Annotated in this window: 9 protein-coding genes and 5 pseudogenes; 6 read left to right on the forward strand and 8 right to left on the reverse strand. The window is 64.4% G+C overall.

Annotated features, from left to right (window positions below; all coding sequences use genetic code 11):
- The first annotated feature begins 150 nt into the window (after nucleotides 1–150).
- Nucleotides 151–1194 carry an alpha/beta hydrolase family protein gene (locus tag LN139_RS08025; protein WP_236360323.1) on the forward strand — a complete coding sequence of 348 codons (1044 nt, stop codon included), beginning with the start codon at nucleotides 151–153 and terminating at the stop codon, nucleotides 1192–1194.
- Here the strand turns inward: LN139_RS08025 and LN139_RS08030 are convergent, their stop codons facing one another.
- Together LN139_RS08030 and LN139_RS08035 are read right to left on the reverse strand one after the other, a co-directional pair.
- Nucleotides 1195–2361, reverse strand: coding sequence for an MFS transporter (locus LN139_RS08030; RefSeq protein WP_236359449.1), 1167 nt, complete (start codon nucleotides 2359–2361; stop codon nucleotides 1195–1197). It lies immediately after the preceding gene.
- 108 nt (nucleotides 2362–2469) lie between these two features.
- The gene (locus LN139_RS08035) at nucleotides 2470–3819 is read right to left on the reverse strand and encodes an amino acid permease (RefSeq protein WP_236359450.1); all 1350 of its coding nucleotides are present in this window, start codon (nucleotides 3817–3819) and stop codon (nucleotides 2470–2472) included.
- A gap of 1044 nt (nucleotides 3820–4863) precedes the next feature.
- Between LN139_RS08035 and LN139_RS08040 the strand changes: the two genes are divergently transcribed.
- The gene (locus LN139_RS08040) at nucleotides 4864–5877 is read left to right on the forward strand and encodes an aldo/keto reductase (RefSeq protein WP_236359451.1); all 1014 of its coding nucleotides are present in this window, start codon (nucleotides 4864–4866) and stop codon (nucleotides 5875–5877) included.
- A 17-nt stretch (nucleotides 5878–5894) separates the two neighbouring features.
- Here LN139_RS08040 and LN139_RS08045 read toward each other — a convergent pair whose 3' ends face one another.
- Entirely contained in the window at nucleotides 5895–6236 is a 342-nt protein-coding gene (locus LN139_RS08045; protein ID WP_236359452.1) for an FKBP-type peptidyl-prolyl cis-trans isomerase, read from the reverse strand.
- 162 nt (nucleotides 6237–6398) lie between these two features.
- On the opposite strand from LN139_RS08045, the pseudogene LN139_RS08050 reads away from it, so the two are divergent.
- Nucleotides 6399–7528, forward strand: a pseudogene (locus LN139_RS08050) (glycerate kinase).
- Nucleotides 7529–7701: 173 nt separating this feature from the next.
- Here LN139_RS08050 and LN139_RS08055 read toward each other — a convergent pair.
- The 3 genes and pseudogenes from LN139_RS08055 to LN139_RS08065 all read right to left on the reverse strand — a co-directional run.
- Nucleotides 7702–8867 (reverse strand): annotated as a pseudogene (locus tag LN139_RS08055) (catalase family protein).
- A gap of 11 nt (nucleotides 8868–8878) precedes the next feature.
- Nucleotides 8879–10678, reverse strand: a complete 1800-nt coding sequence (locus tag LN139_RS08060) for a di-heme-cytochrome C peroxidase (protein WP_236359453.1) — start codon at nucleotides 10676–10678, stop codon at nucleotides 8879–8881.
- A 135-nt stretch (nucleotides 10679–10813) separates the two neighbouring features.
- Nucleotides 10814–13984 (reverse strand): annotated as a pseudogene (locus tag LN139_RS08065) (M10 family metallopeptidase C-terminal domain-containing protein); the annotation flags it as partial.
- 354 nt (nucleotides 13985–14338) lie between these two features.
- On the opposite strand from LN139_RS08065, the gene LN139_RS08070 reads away from it, so the two are divergent.
- Complete coding sequence (locus tag LN139_RS08070; protein ID WP_236359454.1) at nucleotides 14339–14560, forward strand: hypothetical protein; 222 nt, start codon at nucleotides 14339–14341, stop codon at nucleotides 14558–14560.
- Here LN139_RS08070 and LN139_RS08075 read toward each other — a convergent pair.
- Nucleotides 14549–14947 (reverse strand): histidine phosphatase family protein, encoded by a 399-nt coding sequence (locus LN139_RS08075; protein ID WP_268944837.1) that lies wholly within the window; start codon nucleotides 14945–14947, stop codon nucleotides 14549–14551. The two genes, LN139_RS08070 and LN139_RS08075, sit on opposite strands and share 12 nt — an antisense overlap.
- A gap of 207 nt (nucleotides 14948–15154) precedes the next feature.
- On the opposite strand from LN139_RS08075, the gene LN139_RS08080 reads away from it, so the two are divergent.
- On the forward strand, nucleotides 15155–15880 hold the full coding sequence (locus tag LN139_RS08080; RefSeq protein ID WP_236359456.1) for an alpha/beta hydrolase: 726 nt from the start codon (nucleotides 15155–15157) through the stop codon (nucleotides 15878–15880).
- Nucleotides 15881–16112: 232 nt separating this feature from the next.
- Here the strand turns inward: LN139_RS08080 and metH are convergent.
- Nucleotides 16113–19810, reverse strand: a pseudogene (metH, locus tag LN139_RS08085) (methionine synthase).
- A 217-nt stretch (nucleotides 19811–20027) separates the two neighbouring features.
- Between metH and LN139_RS08090 the strand changes: the two are divergent.
- Nucleotides 20028–21054 (forward strand): annotated as a pseudogene (locus LN139_RS08090) (acyltransferase family protein).
- Nucleotides 21055–21072: the final 18 nt, after the last annotated feature.

Raw genomic sequence — 21072 nt, forward strand, 5'->3', positions numbered from 1 at the left:
GACGCCTGCTGTCGAGCGGGCGTTTTTGTTTGTGCTTTTTTTCGTTCGCGGTAGTCATATGTGTTACTGGCCCGGCTTTTGCTGTCTTTTGGCCAGGCGGTTAAGCCTTTAGCAAGCGATTCGGAGCGCTCGGGCATGAACGGCAAACGGATGGCGCACTTTTGTGCATGGAGCCTGGGGCTGATACTGGCCAGCCTCGTTTCGGTGCAAGCCATGGCCGCAGCGTTCGCTGCGCAGCCCCGTGTGGCAGTGGGTTACCACCGCCTGACCTTCACTGATCCGCTCGACGGCCAGCCCATGCAGGCCTACGCGTTCTATCCCACCCGCGAACAAGGCCGGCCCGGCGTCGTCGACGGCTTCGAAGTCGACGCTCGCGAAGACGCCCGCATCTCCATTGGCCGCTACCCGCTACTGATGCTTTCCCACGGCAACAACGGCACGCCACTGGCGTTGCATGACCTGATCACTTCCATCGCTCGCCAGGGTTTCGTTGTGGTCGCGGTGGTGCACCCCGGTGACAACTATTTTGACCAGAGCCGCCTCGGCAAGCTCAGCAACCTGTATGGCAGGCCGCTGCAGATTTCTGCGGCTATCACCTCCGCCCTGAGCGAGCCGATGCTCTCGCCCTTCATCAATGACAAGGAAGTGGGCGTGATCGGCTATTCGGCCGGCGGCGAAACTGCGCTGATCCTCACCGGTGCGCAGCCGGAGCTGCAACGCCTGCGCGACTACTGCAGCAAGTACCCGCAGGACATGGACGCCTGCAAGGCCCACGGGGAGCTGGTGGCCGACCGTGACGACCTCGCGCCGCAAGCCGATTCGCGCGTCCACGCGATGCTGCTGCTGGCGCCCTTGAGCCTGATGTTCGGGAGGCACACGCTGGAAAACGTGAAGGTGCCCACGCTCATCTATGCCGGTGATAGCGACAAGCTGGTGGCCATGGACAAGAACGCAGGCGCTTTGGCGCGCAAGCTGCTCCATCCGGACTTCCGCCCGTTGCCGGGAGCGGGGCACTTCGTGTTCCTGGCGCCCTGCACGGACGAGCAGGCGGCGCGCTCGCCCGCGCTGTGCGCTGACGGTGACGGAGTCGACCGGGTGGCCATTCACCGTGACCTGGTCAGCGAGGCCGGGCACTTCTTCGGCGAGGCCTTGACCCGACCAAACCGCGCCGGCCTGCAAACCGCCGATCAGTAGTCAACGTGCGCTGCGCCCCAGCAGCGCCACCAGTCCCAACCCTGCCAGCGATAGGCCTGCAGCCAGCAGAAAGATCGGCCCGTAACCTGTAATCGACGCCATGGCGCCCATCAATGGGCCGGCGGTCGCCAGTGCCATGTCGAAAAACACCGCAAACGCACCTAGCCCTGCACCACGGCTGGCGCTCGGCACCTGGCGAATGGCAATTACCCCCAATGCCGGATAGACCAGCGACAGCCCAAAGCCGGTGAGGCTGGAGCCGGCCAGGGCCCAGGCCGGCGAGGGTGCAAGCCATAGCAACAGAAAACCCAGGGTCTCCACCGCCATGCAGGCCAGCGCCGAGGCGAAGGCACCGTAGTGGTTGATGGCATTGACGAAAATCAGCCGTGCGGCGACGAAGCTGATGCCGAACGCGGTGAGGCAGAACGCTGCGCCGTCCCAGCCGTTTTCGCGGTAAAAGAGCGTGACGAAAGTAGTGAGCGTGCCGTAGCCGATAGAGGCCAGCGTGAGCGCCAGGCCGTAGGGCGCGACCTTGGCGAACGCGGCCCAGAACGGCATGCGCTCGCCGCGCACCACCGGCATCGAGGGTTGCTTGCGCAGCACCAGCAGGCCCCCGGCGGCCATCAGCATCAGCAGCGGCCCGAGCACGTTGTAGCCCAGCGCGCCGGTCAGCACCACGCCCATGGGCGCGCCGAAGGCTATAGCGCCGTATGAAGCGATGCCGTTCCAGGAAATCACCTTGGCGGTGTTCTCGGCGCCCACCGCGCCGATGCCCCAACTGGCAGTGCCCACGCCGATCATCCCCTGGGAGCAGCCCAGCAGCAGGCGCCCGAGCAGCAGTGGCACCAGGCTGGGCACCGGCATGCTCTGCAACAGGGTCGACAGCAGCGTCAGCGCGCCGCTGGCGATGATCCCGTAAAGGCCCCAGGTGATGATCTTCTTGGTGCCCAGGGTGTCGGCCAGCCGCCCGGCCAGTGGGCGGATGAGCAGGGTGGCCAGGTACTGCGCGCCGATCACCAGGCCGGCCGTCACCGGGCTGAAACCGAGTTGGTCATGCACATAGGCGGGCAGCACCGCGATCGGCAGGCCGATGCAGAGGAAGGCGATGAGGGTGTAGAACGCAATGGAGAGGATGGTGAGGGTGACGTTCTGGGGCTGCGCGGGCATGGCGGGCTCACGGGGGCATTGGCCTCGCGCCGGCGCCAACGGGGTGGGCGGCGTGTGCCGAGGTGGTTGTCGGACAACCATACCACGGCTTGCCGCCCATCGCTCGGCTCAGCGGCCTTTCACCATGCGGTAGGCGAACGCCAGCACCAGCAGCCAGATCGGCAGCATGATCACCGAAATGTAGATGCCCGGCGTAAGCCACATCACCACCAGAATGCCGGCCAGGAACAGCAGGCACAGAGCGTTGGTGAAGGGGTAGCCCCAGCTCGGGTAATGGCAGGCGTGGCCTTCGGCAGCCTTCACGCGCTTGAACTTCCAGTGGGTGATGCTGATGATCCACCAGTTGAGCACCAGCGAAGCCACCACCAGCGCCATCAGCAACTCCAATGCCTCGTTGGGCAGCACGTAGTTGATCACCACGCACAGGCCGGTGGCCACAGAGGAGACGCCCAGCGCCGCCATCGGCACACCACGGCGGTTCACCTGTTGCAGCACTTTCGGCGCATTCCCCTGGCGCGCCAGGCCGAACAGCATGCGGCTGTTGCTGTACACGCAGCTGTTGTAGACCGACAGCGCAGCGGTGAGCACCACGGCGTTGAGCAGCGTGGCCACCACCTGGCTGTCGAGGTTGCGGAAGATCAGCACGAACGGGCTGCCGCCGGTGACCACCTTCTGCCACGGGTACAGCGCCAGCAGCACGGTCAGGGCGCCCACGTAGAAGATCAGGATGCGCCAGATCACCTGGTTGGTGGCCTTGGGGATGCTGCGCTTGGGATCATCGGCTTCGGCGGCGGTGATGCCCACCAGCTCCAGCCCGCCGAAGGAGAACATGATCACTGCCATGGCCATCGCCAGGCCGCCTACACCGTGCGGAAAGAAGCCGCCGTTGTTCCACAGGTTGGCGACCGTCGCCTCAGGGCCGCCCTGGCCGCTGGCCAGCAGCCAGGCGCCGAAGCCGATCATCGCGACGATGGCAGTGACCTTGATCAGCGAGAACCAGAACTCCATCTCGCCATACAGGCGCACGTTGGCGACGTTGATCAGGTTGATGAGCACGAAGAACACAGCCGCCGACACCCACGTCGGCACGCCGGGCCACCAGTACTGCACGTACACGCCCACGGCGGTGAGCTCGGCCATGCCGACCAGCACGTACAGCACCCAGTAGTTCCAGCCCGACATGAACCCGGCGAACGGGCCCAGGTAACGATAGGCGAAGTGGCTGAAGGTGCCGGAGACCGGCTCTTCGACCACCATCTCGCCCAGCTGGCGCATGATGAAGAAAGCGATCAGGCCGGCGATGGCGTAGCCCAGGATCACCGACGGGCCGGCCATGCCGATGGTCTGGGCGATGCCCAGGAACAGCCCGGTGCCGATCGCCCCGCCGAGGGCGATGAGTTGGATGTGGCGGTTCTTCAGGCCCCGATGCAGTTGCTCGGAGGAGGGGGTGTCACTCATGCAGCGCGATTCCTGAGGGGCAGGGCGCGAGGGCCATGCCGGGTGGGTGGGAAGGGCGCGTATGGTACAGGGGAATGGGGCGGCGCGGGGCAGCCCAGCGTAGTGATCCGTGAGATTTGGCGGAAAAGCCGCGCTCATATCGTTAAAACGCCTAAATCTTTTTTGCATTTTGGGGGGGTGTAAAGACTCTTCTCAGCTCCGTTATCAATACTCAATGTTTTTCTGGTGGAAGTGAATAGCTAAATCAATACTCTGACTACAGTGATATGTACATGTTTGTTGTTTTCTCAAAAAAAGCGTCTTTGTCGTAGTCATAGCTTTTTTGAAGATAATTTTTGTAGTTATCTGTGATTTGAGGGACGTATGGCGGCCTTGTCAATGATGTATGGCCATTGTTCAACCTGTAAGCGAAACGGCGCTCAACATTTCTTGGATGCTTCTTCAAATTAAGAACATTCATGCGTTCATTCAGTAATTCGATAGTTTTGTTGTCTTTCTTGAATAGCGGTTTTGACACGCCGGGAAGGTTTAATCTTTCGAACTTTCTGATCGGTGCGATGGGCGCCTTTCGACCTAATAAACGGCCCAATACCGCGCTGAGTCTGCCCCACTTCAGCCCGGAAAGATCCTCCCTATTTACAGGCTCGCCCGAACAATAGGCATAGCTGTTAAGCCCACCCCGTCAAACGGTGCCGTCGGATCAGGCCGATCAAATCGCATTAGGCTCGCGTTATAACCCCGCGTCCCATGCCCTAGCAGTATCAGATTGGGCTTCGGCTCGGAGAGCGTCCCATGAAATCCACAGCACGAAGGATGCTCAGCGTCGCGCCAGCCATAGGGTATATAGCTGCTGGTCAATGCACTTGAATACAGCACGCTCTTCCCGCTGTCACAGCCCAGCAGACGTACCAAGGGGCGGCTTTGATTCATGATGGGCACCTCTGAAGTCCAGTGCTGACGATATTCGCGTTTTCTCGCCTTGGATACTGTTAACCTTTTCAGGTCTGACCCCCACAGCATATGTACCTGAATAGGACACCTTCCATGTTCTACACCCCCCTCGGCCGCAGCGGCCTCAGCGTTTCCCCTCTGTGCCTGGGCACCATGATGTTCGGCGAGCAAACCTCTGAAGCCGACGCACGCCGCATCATCGACAGCGCTTTCGCCCAAGGCATCAACTTCATCGACACCGCCAACGTCTACAACGGCGGTGAGTCCGAGCGCGTCACCGGCCGTGCTATCGCCGGTAACCGCCACGACTGGGTGCTGGCGACCAAGTTCGGCAGCCCCACCGGCCAGCAGGCGGGCCTGCCGCACAAGGTCGGCGGCAGCCGCAAGCACCTGATGCATGCGGCCGAGCAGAGCCTGGAGCGTCTGGGCACCGACTACATCGACCTCTATTACCTGCACCGTGAAGACCATCAGACGCCCATCGAGGAAACGGTGTCGGCGCTGGGCGACCTGATCCGCCAGGGCAAGGTGCGCTATTGGGCGCTGTCCAACCATCGCGGCTGGAAGATCGCCGAATTCGTCAACACTGCGCGCCGGCTGGGCGTGGATGCGCCGGTAGCGATGCAGCCGCTGTACAACATCGTCAACCGCCAGGCCGAACAGGAAGTGTTCACCGCCTGCCAGCATTATGGCCTGGGCATCGTGCCCTACAGCCCGCTGGCGCGCGGCGTGCTCACCGGCAAATATCTGCCCGGTGAGCCGCCCGCAGAGGGCACCCGCGCCGGGCGCCATGACAAGCGCATCCAGGAAACCGAATGGCGCGCCGAGTCCCTGGCCATTGCCCAGCAGGTCGCGGCTCATGCGAAACAGCGCGGCGTCAGCCCGACGGCCTTCGCCATCGCCTGGGTGCTGAACAACCGCCTGGTGCCGTCCGCTATCGTCGGCCCGCGCACGCTGGAGCATTGGGAGGGTTACCTGCCGGCGCTGGAGTACCGGCTGGATGCCGAGGACGAAGCGTTCATCGACCGGCTGGTGGTGCCCGGGCATGCGTCGACGCCGGGGTTCAATGATGTGGCGCATTTCGTAAGTGGGCGGCCTCTGCGTTGAGCGGCCGCTGGCGGGGGTCAGTCGTCCCGCGTCAGCACCTCCAGCAACTCGATCTCGAAGGTCAGGTCCGCCCCCGGCGGCACCCGGCTGCCCATGCCGCGCTCGGCGTAGGCCAGCGCAGTCGGCACCTTCAGGCGACGCTTGCCGCCCACGCGCATGCCCATCAGACCTTGGTCCCACCCTTTGATCACCCGGCCGGTGCCGATCACGCACTGGAAGGGTTTGCCGCGCTCGAAGGAGGAATCGAACAGCGTGCCGTCGGCCAGCCAGCCTTGATAGTGGGCGGTGATCAACGCGCCTTTGACGGCGGCTTTGCCGTCGCCGGGGAGCAGGTCTTCGATGAGGAGTTCGGCGGTCATGAGTAGGTCCTTGAGTGAGGCGCGCATGGTAGCGCTGGGGGTAACGGCTGTGCAGCTGCTTTTGTTAGGCTCTGGCTCGCAGTGGCAAAGGTTGTCGCGTCGCTCGGCGAAGCCGATTTCCTACCCTTCACGCGGCCCATTCAGGCAATTCAAGGATCAGCTATGAAAATCGTCATCGCCCCCGACTCGTTCAAGGACAGCCTCAGTGCTGCCGATGTGGCACAGGCTATTACCGAGGGACTGGCCCAGGTGTTGCCCGAAGCGGAACTGGCCTGCGTGCCGATGGCCGACGGGGGCGAGGGCACGCTGGAAGCGGTGGTGGCAGCTGCGCAAGGGGAAGTGCGCAGGCTGACGGTACAGGGGCCGCTGGGCCAGCCGGCCGATGCGGCGTGGGGCTGGTTGTCCGGCAGCCGCACGGCGGTGATCGAGATGGCCGAGGCCAGCGGCTTGCAACTGCTGGCGCTGGATGAGCGCGATGCGTGCAGCACCTCAAGCTACGGCACTGGCCAGTTGATCGGAGCGGCGCTGGAGGCGGGCGCGCAACGGGTGGTGCTGGCGATCGGTGGCAGCGCCACCAACGATGGCGGCGCGGGCATGCTGCAGGCACTGGGGCTCAGGCTGCTGGACGCCCAAGGCGAAATGCTGCCGCCAGGCGGTGCCGCACTGGCCAATCTCGCCAGCATCGATGCCAGTGCTCTGGATCCGCGCTTGGCCGAGGTTGCGTTCGAGGTGGCGGCCGACGTCGACAACCCTTTGTGTGGTGAGCACGGCGCTTCGTACGTGTTCGGCCCGCAGAAGGGCGCCAGCCCCGAGCAGGTCGAGCTACTGGACAGCGCGTTGGCACATTTTGCCGATCAAGTGGCCGAGCTGCTGGGCAGGGACTTGCGCGATGAGCCGGGCAGCGGCGCGGCCGGCGGCATGGGGTTTGCCGCGCGTGCATTTTTGAGCGCGGGCTTTCGCCCCGGTGTCGAGGTGGTCGCTGAGCTGGCCGGGCTGGCTGAGGCGGTGCAGGGCGCAGCGCTGGTGATCACCGGGGAGGGCGTTTCGATGCGCAGACACTGCGCGGCAAGACGCCCCTGGGCGTTGCGCGCGTCGCCCGAGCAGCCGGGGTGCCTGTGGTGGTGCTGGCGGGCACGCTGGGGGAGGGTTATCAGGCGCTGTACGGCCACGGAATCGACGCGGCCTTTTCGCTGGCGGAGGGGCCGATGAGCCTGGAGCGAGCGTGTCGCGATGCTCCGCGACTGTTGCGCGAGCGGGCGGTGGATATTGCGCGCTTGTGGCGGCTGGCGTGAGCTGATGAGGTTGCCGTCGCGCGGCGAGCCGCCCTCCCACGGTTTCGGCAGCGACGCTTGCCCCGTTACCGTCGCCCGGCAAGCCGGCCTCCCACTCGTTGATCGGAGCCCGTGGGAGGCCGGCTTGCCGGGCGACGTGCATGGGCGACGAGTTTGATCATTACCGTCAGGGCTCAGGGTGTGGCTGCGCCATTACGCGCATGCCGATACTCGCTCACCGCGTCATACACCGCCTTGCGCAACCGGTTGATGCCGCCCACCGGCCGGTGCGCCTCGATGCCGTGCCAGGGGCTGAAGGCCATGTTGTCACAGGCCAGGTTCTGCTCGGGGCTGTCGAAGTCCTGCGCCGGCACGGTGATGTGCGCCACGGTCACGAAGGGTGAATCGCTCTGCTTCCACTCCACGCTTGTGTCTTCCAGCGGCATGTAACGGCTGGCGTCCTGCAATTGCACCTGCAACGCAAAGCACACCGGCACGCGGTCGGCCGAAAGCTGCTGGTACAGCGCCCCCGCAGGAAGTTGGGCAGGTCGCGGTTGGGTTTGGGCAGGGTGTACGCCGGGCAGGTGCCTGCCTCGGGGGTGACGCGGAACTTGGCGTTGCCACTGCCGAACTTGTACGGCGAGACCGAGTAGTAGGTGCCTTGAGCCGGGCTGTCGGGCGCGTCGCTCAGGGTCGAAAAGGCGATCAGCAGGTGGCGCAGCTGCCATTGCCGTGGGTCCCAGCCTGGGAAAAACGCCAGCACCTTCTTGCCGTCGGCTTGGGCGGCGATGTTCTGCTGATACTCGGCCACGTCGCTGACGAAGAAGTTGGGGTGGTTGAACATCACGAAATCCTGTTCCTGGCGCGCCTGCTGGCTGGCCAGCAGTTGCGTGCCGGGCACCTGCAGCAGCTTGAGGGCCATGCCGCGCGCGTCCTGCAGGCTGTCGAACTGCGGGTAGGCGTTGCCGTTGGACAGGCGCATCCAGCCATCCCAGGTTTTGCCCGGCTCGCTGAACACGCCCTGGCGCAGCGCCGCCGGCAGGTCGGCGGCCACCTGAACCTTGGCCTGCACGCAGCCGTGGGCCTTGGCGTGGGCGTCGCGCAGGTAGCGAGTGTTCTCCCGGTGCTGGTCGACGATGCGGATCGCCGTCTGGATGATGCTCTGGGTCATGGCCGCCTCGCCAGGCGGCACCTGCTCCTGCGCACTGACCGGGCCGGAAAACTTCCACGCGTACCAGGCGAAACTTGCCGCCCAGCCCACCAGGCCCAGCACGATCAGCCCAAGCAGCAGGTAACCCAGCCAACGCCCCAGGCGCAACCACAAACGCGCGGCCGCACCCAGCGGGCGGCCAGCGAACATCAGGCGTTGATTCATGGCAGGGTGTTCTCCAGGGGGCTGCCCATCACTTTGAGGTATTCCACCAGCGCCCAGCGCTGAGCGGGCTGCAACAGCGGGCCGATTACGCCGCGGCCGCGCGGGCCGTCGCGGAATTCATGGCCGCTGTTGTGGTTGCCGGTCTGGCGGGTGTCGTAGAGGAAGCCGCCGGGAAAGGCGCCGGCCTGGTAGCCCACGTGGCGCGGGTCGAATTCGAAATTGCCACGGTAGAAGGTGACCGCGCGCTCGTCCTGAGGCGAGAGCAACTGATAGAGATTGGGCACCGAGCCGTTGTGCAGGAACGGCGCCGTGGCCCACACCCCAGCCAGTGGCCGGGCCTTGTCGGCACGCATTTCACGCACGCCGATGGGCAGGTCGAAGCCGTTGAGCACTGCTTGCTGCTCGGGTGGGATGCCAGCATCACGGTAGGCGCGCTGCTCCACGTAAGCGGTGACCCAGGCCAGGCCCTTGGCCACCGAGACCTGCCGCAGATCGATCGGCGGCTGCGGCCCCACGAACTGCACATTGAGCTTGGCCAGCTCCTCGAGCTTCCAGCCCAGGGCGGAGAGGTCGTAGCGGCGGTCGGCGATGTTGTCGGCTGCGGTGGGGTCGGTGCCGATTACCGAGGTCGGGATCATCAGCAGGTCGGCGACCGGGCGCCCGCCTTTTTCACTGATGGCGGTCACGTGGCAACCGGCGCAATGCTGGGTGAACAGCGCACGGCCCTCGGCGGCGAGGGGTTTGTCGACGGCGCCGAGTACGTCTTCCGGCCACGCCGGTGGCGCCAGGCGTTGCAAAGTGGTCTCGATGATGTGCAGGTCGTTCACCCGCACGCTGGAGGGGTAGCGTGCATCGCCTGTCAGCGGCTGCTGATGCTCATCGAAAAAGCTCAAGGTGGCGCCGACGCCCAGCGCCTCGCCGATGTTGCGTGCCATCGGCTGCTGCGCCGAGCCGTTCCACTGCACCCAGTCGAAGGTCCAGATGCGCCACATCTGCGGATAGTCCACCGGTGCATTGCCGACGCGGTAGTTGGCAGGATCGATGGCATCGCCGAAGGCGGCATTGGCGATGCGCGCGAAGGCGTCGGCGCGGCCGGGGCCTTCCTGGGTGGGATAGAGGCCGCGATGGGTATCGTTCCATGCCGCGTGGGCAAAGCGGTCCAGCGAGGCTTTCATGTCGCGGCGAAGGGCTGCACGCTCGGCCTCACCGCTGCCCTGCGGCAATACCTCAGCCGCGAAGGCATTGAATTTCCACGGCAGGTAATAAGTCGCGGCCAGGCTCGCCACCAGCGCCTGGCCGAAACTGCCGCCGCGCAGGGTCGGCACGGTGGAGGGCAGCACGTGCTGGGCCGGGCCGCCGTCGATACGCACGGCGGTGCCGTTGTAGCGCAGCTCGCCGGTGTGGCAGGCCGAACAGGTGATGTCGAGGTAATTGACCTGGTCCGCCTCGGTATGGCGGGTGAAGCCGACCGGCAGGTGGTCCGGGTTGGCGGGGCTGGCGGCAGGGTCGAGCAGAAAGCCGAAGCGGCCCATGTTCTCGGGCGCTGCAAAACGCGCATCGGAGAATGGCTGGCGCAGGTGCACGAACCATTCGTAGCGCAAGCCCTTGACCTGGGCGCCTTGCGGGGTGAAATACCAGGTTTGCCGGTCGGCCTGGCTCCATTGGTCGAGGTAGCGCACGTCCTTGGCCGGCTGCCAGGCCGGCAGGTTGGGGTGAGCGATGTACCACAGCACCACGCCCAGGGCGAGCAGGGCTAGCAATAGCAGGCACAGCAAAGCGCGACGCAACAGGCGCATGGGCGGCAATCCTTGGCAATAAGGCGGCTGTTATGCCTCAACCGCGCCGTAGTGGCAAGTGGCTTTACCCTTACACCTTATGCGGATGTTGCGCGTGGCTGCCAGAGCACCCACGCGCAAGCCCCTGAGCGACCCTTAGCTGGTGAAATCCGAAGCGCTCAGCGCCTTGACCCCCGTCACCTGAATCTCGAATTCCGCCGTGCCGTCGGCGTTGGTGCTGCCGTAGAGCACGCCGTTTTCGAAGCGCAGCTGGTGCGTGGCGTCCGCCCCGAAAGCCTGGCTGCCGATGAAGGTGAAGTTGCCCAGGGCGGTCAGGTCGATCTGGTCGTGCTCCGCGCTCTTGAAGCCCACGATCTGGTCACGTGCGCTGCCGGTGCCCATGTCGGCGAGGCTGGTGAACGCATAGGTGTCGGCGCCACTGCCGCCGGTCAGTGTGTCGGTACCGGCGCCACCCACCAGGCGGTCATCGCCGGCCCCGCCGATCAGCACATCGTTGCCGGCGCCGCCTTCGAGCACGTTGTTGCCACTGCTGCCGGTCAGGGTGTCGCCGTACTGGCTGCCGATCAGGTTCTCCATGTTCTTGATGATGTCGGTGCCCGAGCCGCCGGTGGCCTGGGCCTTGGTGGTGGCAAGGCTCAGCGTCACGCCGGCGTGGGCCAGCGCGTAGCTGAGCGTGTCGTTGCCGGTGCGGCCGTCGATCACGTTGTCACCACTGCCGGCCACGATCAGGTTATCCAGCGTGTTGCCGGTGCCGTCGGCGGCGGTGTCGCTGTCGATCACCAGGATTTCGGTGTTGGCCGTGAGGGTGTAGGCGGCCAGGCGGCTGTAGACGGTGTCGATGCCACCGGTGGCCGAGTCGGCGTTGGTTTCGATCACCGCGTCGTCGATGTCGTCGACGTAGTAGATGTCCGAACCGTTGCCGCCGGTCATGCTGTCAGCGCCCGCGCCGCCGTCGATCACGTTGTCGTTGGCGTTACCGATGATGTAGTTGCGCAGGGCGTTACCGGTACCGTTGATGGCCGACACCCCGGTGAGCTCCAGGTGCTCGAGGTTGTCGCCCAGCACCCAGCTCACGCTGCTCTTGACCGTATCGATCTGCTTGTCGTCCGGGTTGGTTTCGAGCACCGTGTCGCCTGCGTTGTCGACGATGTAGGTGTCGTTGCCGTCCATGCCTTCCATGTGGTCGGCGCCCAGGTCGCCATCGAGGGTGTCGTTCTGAGCGGTGCCTACGAGGCTGTCGTCCTCGTCGGTGCCGTGGATGTAATGGCCCTGGTGGCTGGCGGCCTCATCGAAGATCGCCTGCACGCTGTTGTTGTCGTCCGGGTTGCCCTTGAAGCCCATGTGGCTGGCGATGTAGTCGGCCAGGCGCTGGCCAACGATCTCGTCGGATTCCTCATGCAGGTGCCAGACGTCGTCGGGGTAGGTGGTCGGGTCCACTTCATAGCGCAGCGGCAGGTCGCTGTAGTCCACCGCCAGGTGCACGTCGCTGCGCTCGTTGGCCATCTGCTGTTGCGCCGCCCGTACCGCGGCCACCCCGGCGTCGATGCTCTGGATCTTGTCTTCGGTGTAACCCCGCGCAGCGGCAGCGTCGGCCTGGTAGCGGCCAGTTTCCATCAGGTAGATGTCGAAGTTGCCCAGTTGCTGGTGCAAGTAGTCGAACACCTTGAGCGTGTCGGCCTTGTATTGCGCGGCGGCAGCGACCGGGTCGTCGGCCCGGGCGATTTCCTGTGCGCCTTGCTCACCCTGGCCCCAGACGATGCCCATGGTCACCTGGTCGACGGCAGTGAGGCTCGCCAGTTGCTCCTTGAGCAGGCCGACGGCACGCAGCAGCAACGGGCCGGGCTGGTTGGTGTCGGCGTACCACCAGGTCAGCGACTGGTCTTCCGCCGATGCCGTGGAGTAGCCGGAGACAGTGCTGCCGCCGATGGCGATGTCGATATCGTTGCCGTCGGCATCCTTGAACTGGCTGCGCACGTCGTAGCCGGTGTAGCGGGCCAGGTCCTTGACCATCTCGGTGATGCCCGACTGGTCATCATCTTCGGTCATGCGCATCAGCCGCGCGTTGGACTGACCAAGGGTCGGCAAGTAGAGGATCGGCTGCGCGTCACGCTCGGCGAACACGAAGTCGCTGGCGTCGAGCTGGCCGAGCAGGTTACCGGCCAGGGCCACTTCGAAGCGCTGGCCGCTGGGGTCGGCACTGGCGGACTTGATGTAGGTCTTGGTGCCGTCATCGTTCAGCGTCAGGTACAGCGTGTGATTCTGGCCGTCGCCCAGCCCGGTGAAGCCCAGCGCGCTGACGTCGATCTTGTCCTGGCCGTGGGTGAAGTCCTGAATCGTGTCGGTGGCGGTGATACCGCCTGGGCTGTAGTCACGGTAGCTGTCACCCAGCGCGCTGAACTTGAAGGTGTCGGCGCCCGTGCCGCCATAGAGGCTGTCGCGCCCGGCGCCGCCGTCGAGGGTGTCATCGCCCGCACGGCCCTTGAGGGTGTCGTTATCGCCCAGCCCCAGCAGCAGCTCGCCAGCGTTGGTGCCTTCGAGCGTGTCCTGGCCGGCACTGCCGACGATCGCACCGGCCGGGGTGTCGGCCACCGAAACCTGAAACACGTCACTGACCGATGCACCCGTGGCGTCGGTGGCATTGACCAGCAGGCTGTAGTTGCCGGCAGCATCGCTGCCCGGGGTGCCGCTGAAGGTGCGAGTGGCTGCGTCGAATGCCAGCCAGGTGGGGAGGCCGCTGCCGTCGGCGAGGGTGGCGCTGTAGAGGAGGCTGTCGCCGTCCGGGTCGCTGAACGCGCCTTCCGGGATCTGATAGGTGAAGGCCACTTGCTCGCGGGTGGCTGCGTCGCTGAGCGGCTGGTCGAGCACCGGCGCGTGGTTGGCCGGCACGATGGGCACGAACAGCACGTTATCGGCATTCAGGCTGCCGGTCAGGTTGCCTTGCAGGGCGATCTCGAAGCGGTTGCCGTTGGCGTCGGCCTGGCGGTCCTTGAGGTAGGTGCGATCGAGGCTGGCGTTGTAAACCACCTGCAGGGTGCCGTCCAGGCCGCTGCCGAAGCCGCTGTAACCCAGGGCGGAGAGGTCAAGGCGGTCTTCGCTGGGGTTGAAGTCGGTGATCAGGTCGGCAAGCGAGGTGGTGGCGGTGCGGTAACTGTCGGTGACGGCTTCGTAGGTAAAGGTATCGCTGCCGGCGCCGCCGGTGAGGCGGTCGGCGCCGCCCGCACCGATCAGGGTTTCGTTGGCGCCGGTGCCAGTGAGCTTGTCATTGGCCTGTGTACCGCGCAGTACCAGCGCATCGCTGGCCGGCGTTTGCGTGACAGGTGCATAGGAGGCGAACTGCTCGCCCAGGCTCAGGCCCGAGTCGTCGCTGAGCAGCGTTTTCACGAGGGGTTTCACGGTGTTACCTCCATGTTTAGGCGGGTTGCGCCAGGTTCACGATGCCTGTATGACACGGCGTCTCGGAGGTAATGCGACCGCTTGTCAAATTTCAGTCTATTTTTTGACGAGCGGTCGTAAGTGAGCAATTTGTGCTGATTATTTGACGCTTGCGTTAGATCGCCTCGCTCGTCGGCTGTTGAGAATCTTTCTCTGAACCTCGGTTTTGTCGACGCAGTCACACTTTTCGTACACACACAAAAACCGGTGTTTCAAAGGAGATGGACGATGGGCAGCTACCGTATACGGCCCTGGGGTGAAGGATGGGCGTTGTTCGAAGAGAACCGGCCCGAGCCGATGGCGGAAGCCGTTGCGTTGCATGAAGTGATGGGCGTGGCGGAGCAGGTGATCGGTGACCGGCGCATGTCGGTGCAGATCCGCTACCGCCACGGGGCACCGGATGAATTCTGCCTGCAGGCGAAGGAGCGCGAGGGGGCTTCAGCTCACTAATTGCAGGTTCCATCGCCCGCGCCTGACCAGGCGCACGCTGGCCCAGGGCGCGATGTCGAGGCGATTGAACAGTTTTACCTCGGCGCCAAGGGCATGCAGCACCGCCGCTCGCACCATCGCAGGGTGGCTCACCGCAGTAAACGCCCCCGGCCCTAGGGCATCCATCCAGGCGCCGATGCGTGCGACCGACTCGCTCACCGATTCACCGCCATGGCCGTTGAACTCAGGGTCTGCCAGCCATTGCGCCAGCGCCTGGGGTTCGGTTTCAGCAAGCTCACTCAGCGCTATGCCGTGCCAGCGCCCGCAATCGACATCCCGCAATGCTTCGCACACCTGTGGTTCACCTAGCAATACGGCGCTTTCGCGTGCCCTGCGTTCCGGGCGCACAGCAGTCGGCCGTGGCAGGCGGGCAGTGTTTCGGGAACCTCAATCACGGGCTCGTCGCTGGCGAAGCGGCCGCGCTTTTGCGCAAGTGTCAGGCCATGGCTGATCAACGTAAGGCGTGTGGTGGTCAAACATCTGCTCCTTTTGCCGGTCTGAAGCGGGCATCGCGCGTGCTATGCCGCGCAGTCTACTCCAGCCCGAGGCCGCCTTATGAAGCCGTTGCTTGCCCTGTTGATCGCGCTGCTGTCAAGCGCCACCGCTCAGGCCCAACCTGTGTTGCAAACCGACCTGCCGCTCAAGTACCAGGTGCAGACCAGCGCTGAGCCCGCGCACCAGCCGTTGGTGATCTTCCTGCACGGCTACGGCAGCAACGAAGAAGACCTGTTTACCCTGCGCCAAGGCTTGCCGGCCGATTACACCTACCTGTCAGCGCGCGCGCCCCTGGAAATGAGCGATGGCGGCTACAAGTGGTTTACCTCGGTACAAGGGGCGCCCGAATACGACGCCGCCCCCGAAGAACTGGCCAGTAGCGAGAAGCGCCTGGTGGCCTTCATCGGCCAGGCCCAGCGCAAATACGGTGCCGATGCCGCGCATACCTATCTGGTCGGTTTCAGCCAGGGCGCGATCATCAGCTATCAGGTACTGCTCAAAGACCCCAGCCTTGCGGCAGGTTTTGCGGCACTGAGCGGCAAGGTGCTGCCCGCCCTGCGCGATGGCTTGCCCAGCGCTGCCGGGCAAAAAGACCTCAAGGTATTCATCGGCCACGGTACGGCCGACTCGGTCTTGCCCTACGCCAGCGCACCTCAAGCCCAGGCCCTGTTGAAGGGCCTGGGCATCGAGGCGCAATTTCATGCCTATCCCGGCATGGACCACACGGTCAGCGAGCGTGAGCTCAACGACCTGTCGAACTGGCTGAAGGCTTCGCTGCAGAGATGACACGGGGGCGCTTGGCGCGGCGTGCGGAAGGGGAGGAGGGCGTACGTTCGGGAGGTTCGTCGCTGTCGCCAGCGACGCTCGCAGGGTCGCTGGTGCTGGGGCGCATGGCCAAAGCACTGGCGACGATCTGAAGAGGGTTGAGAATCTTGGACATGGTTCAGCCGTTGTTATGCATGTACAGGTGTGACCCCGCCAGGCGAGACAGTTCAATCCCGCCTGACAGATGGCCTTTTCACACCGACGGCTCGTAACCCAGGTTCGGCGACAGCCAACGCTCGCTGATACGCACCTCCTGCCCCTTGCGCGCCGAGTAGGCGTCGATCTGGTCCTTGTCTACCTTGCCGACCGCAAAGTACTGCGCCTGCGGATGGGCGAAGTACCAGCCGCTCACCGCAGCGGTGGGGAACATGGCGAAGTGTTCGGTCAGGCTCACCCCGCTCTGGTTGTTCTCGTCGAGCAGGGCGAACAGCGTGGCCTTCTCGGTGTGATCGGGGCAGGCCGGGTAGCCAGGCGCTGGGCGGATGCCGCGGTATTGCTCGCGGATCAGCCCTTCGTTGTCCAGGTGCTCGTCGCAGGCATAGCCCCAGTGCTGCTTGCGTACCTGCTCGTGCAGCCACTCGGCGCAGGCCTCGGCCAGGCGGTCGGCCAAGGCCTTGACCATGATCGAGTTGTAGTCGTCACCACTGTCCTGATAACCCTTGGCCAACTCCTCGGCACCGATGCCGGCGGTAGTGATGAAGCCGCCGATATAGTCGGTGAGCCCGCTGCCATGTGGCGCGACGAAGTCGGCCAGGCTCAGGTCGGGCTTGCCGTCGGGCTTGATGGTCTGCTGGCGCAGGTGGTGCAGGCGTGCCAGCGGCTCGCCCTGGGCGTCGAACAGCTGAATGTCGTCGTCATCGACCTGGTTGGCCGGCCAGAAGCCGAACACCGCGCGAGCCTTGATAAGCTTTTCGTCGATCAGCTTGCGCAGCATCGCCTGGGCATCGGCGAACAGCGCGGTGGCGGCTTCGCCCACCACTTCGTCCTGCAGAATGCGCGGGTACTTGCCGGCCAGGTCCCAGGAAATGAAGAACGGCGTCCAGTCGATGTATTCGGCCAGGGTCGCCAGGTCGATGTCTTCGAGCAGCCTGGCGCCGGTGAAGCTCGGCACGGCCGGTTGGTAGGTCGCCCAGTCGAACACCGGTTTGGCCTTGACCGCGTCGGCATAACTCAGGCGCTCGGCGCGGTTGCTGCGCGCAGCGGTGCGCTCGCGCACTTCGGCATAGTCCACGCGGGTGCGCTCGACGAAGCCGGCCTTCAGTTCCTTGGAGAGCAACTGAGTGGCCACCCCGACTGCGCGCGAGGCGTCGGTGACGTACACCACCGCATCGTTCTTGTAGCCCGGCTCGATCTTCACCGCCGTGTGCGCCTTGGAGGTGGTCGCACCGCCGATCATCAGCGGCAGGTGGAAATCCTGGCGCTGCATCTCGCGGGCCACGTGCACCATTTCGTCGAGCGAAGGGGTGATCAGCCCGGAGAGGCCGATGATGTCGCATTTCTCTTCGCGGGCGACCTGCAGGATCTTCTCTGCCGGCACCATCACGCCCAGGTCGACGATGTCGTAGCCGTTGCAGCCCAGCACCACGCCGACGATGTTCTTGCCGATGTCATGCACGTCGCCCTTGACGGTGGCCATGAGGATCTTGCCCTTGGCCTCGGGCTTGTCGCCTTTTTCTTCTTCGATGAACGGGATCAGGTGCGCCACGGCCTGTTTCATCACCCGCGCCGACTTCACCACCTGCGGCAGGAACATCTTGCCCGAGCCGAACAGGTCGCCGACCACGTTCATGCCGTTCATCAACGGGCCTTCGATCACCTCGATCGGCCGGGCGCACTGCTGGCGGCAGGCTTCGGTGTCTTCGACGATCCAGGTGGTGATGCCCTTGACCAGCGCGTGCTCCAGGCGTTTTTCCACCGGGTAGCTGCGCCACTCTTCGGTTTCGGCCTCCTTGACCGCACCGCCGCCCTTGAACTGCTCGGCGATCGCCAGCAACGCTTCGGTGGCATCGCCGTTGCGGTTGAGCACCACGTCTTCGACCTTCTCGCGCAGGGCGGCCGGGATCTGGTCGTAGATCTCCAGCTGGCCGGCGTTGACGATGCCCATGGTGAGGCCGTTCTTGATCGCGTAATACAGGAAGACCGAGTGGATCGCCTCGCGCACCGGGTTGTTGCCACGGAAGGAGAACGACACGTTCGACACCCCGCCCGAGCTCAGCGCATAGGGCAGGTTGTCGCGGATGTAGGCGCAGGCGTTGATGAAGTCGACCGCGTAGTTGTTGTGTTCGTCGATGCCGGTGGCCACGGCGAAGATGTTGGGGTCGAAGATGATGTCTTCGGCGGGAAGCCCACTTCATCGACCAGGATGTCGTAGCTGCGCTTGCAGATTTCGGCCTTGCGCGCTTCGGTGTCGGCCTGGCCCTGTTCGTCGAACGCCATCACCACCACCGCCGCGCCGTAGCGCTTGCACAGCCGCGCGTGGTGCTTGAAGGCCTCGACGCCTTCTTTCATGGAGATGGAATTGACGATGCCCTTGCCCTGGATGCATTCGAGGCCCGCCTCGATCACTTCCCACTTTGAGGAGTCGATCATGATCGGCACGCGGGAGATGTCGGGCTCGGAGGCGATCAGGTTGAGGAAGGTGACCATGGCCGCCTTCGAGTCGAGCATGCCCTCGTCCATGTTGATGTCGATGACCTGCGCGCCGGCCTCGACCTGCTGCTGGGCCACTTCCAGCGCCTCGCTGTAAAGCTCTTCGCGGATCAGCCGGGCGAACTTGGCGGAGCCGGTGATGTTGGTGCGCTCGCCGACGTTGACGAACAGCGAGCTGCGGTCGATGGTGAACGGCTCCAGGCCCGACAGCCGGCAGGCGCGGGGGATGTCCGGCACCGCCCGCGGCGGGTGCTTGGCCACCGCTTCGGCGATGGCGCGGATGTGCCCAGGGGTGGTGCCGCAGCAGCCGCCGATGATGTTGAGCAGGCCAGAGGCTGCGAACTCCTCGACCACCTCGGCCATCTGCGCCGGGGTTTCGTCGTATTCACCGAAGGCGTTGGGCAGGCCGGCATTGGGGTGGGCAGACACGAACGTGCCGGCCTTGGCCGACAGCTCGGCCAGGTACGGGCGCAGTTCCTTGGCGCCCAAGGCGCAGTTCAGCCCCACCGAAATCGGATTGGCGTGGCGGATCGAGTTCCAGAACGCCTCGGTGGTTTGCCCCGAGAGCGTGCGGCCCGAGGCGTCGGTGATGGTGCCGCTGATCATGATCGGCAGCTCGATGCCGTCGTCCTCGAACACCTGCTGCACGGCGAAGATCGCCGCCTTGGCATTGAGGGTGTCGAAGATGGTCTCGATCAGGATCAGGTCGGCGCCGCCTTCGATCAGGCCGCGGGTGGCTTCTACATAGTTCTCCACCAGCTCGTCGAACGTCACGTTGCGATAGCCGGGGTCGTTCACGTCCGGGGAGATCGAGCAGGTGCGGCTGGTCGGGCCGAGCACGCCGGCGACGAAGCGCGGCCGGTCAGGGGTTTCGAGGGTCTTGGCGTCGGCCACCTGGCGAGCGATGCGTGCCCCTTCGACGTTGATCTCGTAGACCAGCGCTTCCATGCCGTAGTCGGCCTGGGACACTTGCGTGGCGTTGAAGGTGTTGGTTTCGAGGATGTCGGCGCCGGCGTCCAGGTAGGCCTTCTCGATTTCGGCGATGATTCGCGGCTGGGTGAGCAGCAGCAGGTCGTTGTTGCCCTTGACGTCGCTCGGCCAGCCAGCGAAGCGCTCGCCCCGGTAGGCAGCCTCGTCGAGCTTGTAGCTCTGGATCATGGTGCCCATGCCGCCGTCGAGGATCAGGATGCGCTCGTTCAGAGCATTGCGGAGGGCCTGGAGGCGGGCGCTGCGGTCTGGCATGGGGAAAACTCTGTCGAAGCCGGGAAAGGCGCGAATGATAGCAAAGCTGAAGCACGCTTGAGCGCCGGCAGCCTCTGCATGAATCTGCTTCATGTTCCGACCACTCGACGGCCGGTGGCACATCGGAGTGAGCAGTTGCCGTTTTTTGCAGTCGTAACCGGTGCGGATGCACCTGCCTGGTGCATGAAATTCCCACGCGGTAGAAGGCTCGTTACCGATGTTGATCTCTATTCAGGCCTTGAGGGCGCTGGCAGCATGGATGGTCGTTTGCCATCACTTCATGCAGATTTTTTTCGATTTTCACGCCCAAGGTCCGATCGGCCACTTCTTCAGCGTACGCGGCGCGGTTGGTGTTGACATTTTCTTCGTGATCAGCGGCCTGGTCATCTACCTGTCCACCCACGACAAACCCCAGGCTCCCAAGGATTTTTTGCTCAACCGTGTGCTGCGCATTGTGCCGGCGTACTGGATCTACACGCTGGCCATGGGGCTGCTGCTGGTCAGCGCCGGTGCCTACATGCCGCACGGCCAGATCAGTTGGTCGACCTTTCTCGCCTCGTTGCTGTTCATCCCTGCCGAAAACCCTGGTGGTTACGGGCTGTACCCCACGCTCAACGTGGGTTGGACGCTGAACTACGAGATGTTCTTTTACCTGGTGTTCTCGCTGGTCTTCATGGTGCCGCGACGCTGCCGGCCTCTGTTGGTGGCGAGCGTGCTGTTCGTGGTGGTGGAGTGCGTTACGCGGTTCGGGTTGGTGAGTCGCTTCTATGCCAACAACATCGTTTACGAGTTCGTGCTGGGGATCGTCATAGGCATCGCCTGGCGCCGTGGCTGGATTCGCGCGGGGTTCTGGTGGCCGTTGGCGTTGATCGGTCTGGGCATGGTGAGCATCTACCGGCTCGAGCCGGATAACCGCTTGCTCGACTGGGGCCTGCCCAGCGCGCTGATCGTGCTTGGCTGTGTGGCGATGGAGCCCTGGTTCAAGGGCAGCCAATGGCTCAAGTCACTGGGCGACCGCTCCTATTCGGTGTATCTGCTGCACCTGCTGGTGCTCTATGCCGGCTGGTTCATTACCCAGCATGTGGAAGTGGACCCCTGACGCAGTGTTCTTCCTGTTCTGCGTGCCGGCCATCGGCCTGGCTTCGTGGTTCAGCTATGAGCTGATCGAGCGGCGTTTGTATCAACGTATGAGGGCCTGGGCCGGGCAGGGCAGGGCCTTGCGCCAATCAGTGCCGTTAACCTGACAAAATTGCTTGGTCTTT

Source organism: Pseudomonas sp. KNUC1026 (assembly GCF_021650705.1).
GTDB lineage: Bacteria > Pseudomonadota > Gammaproteobacteria > Pseudomonadales > Pseudomonadaceae > Aquipseudomonas.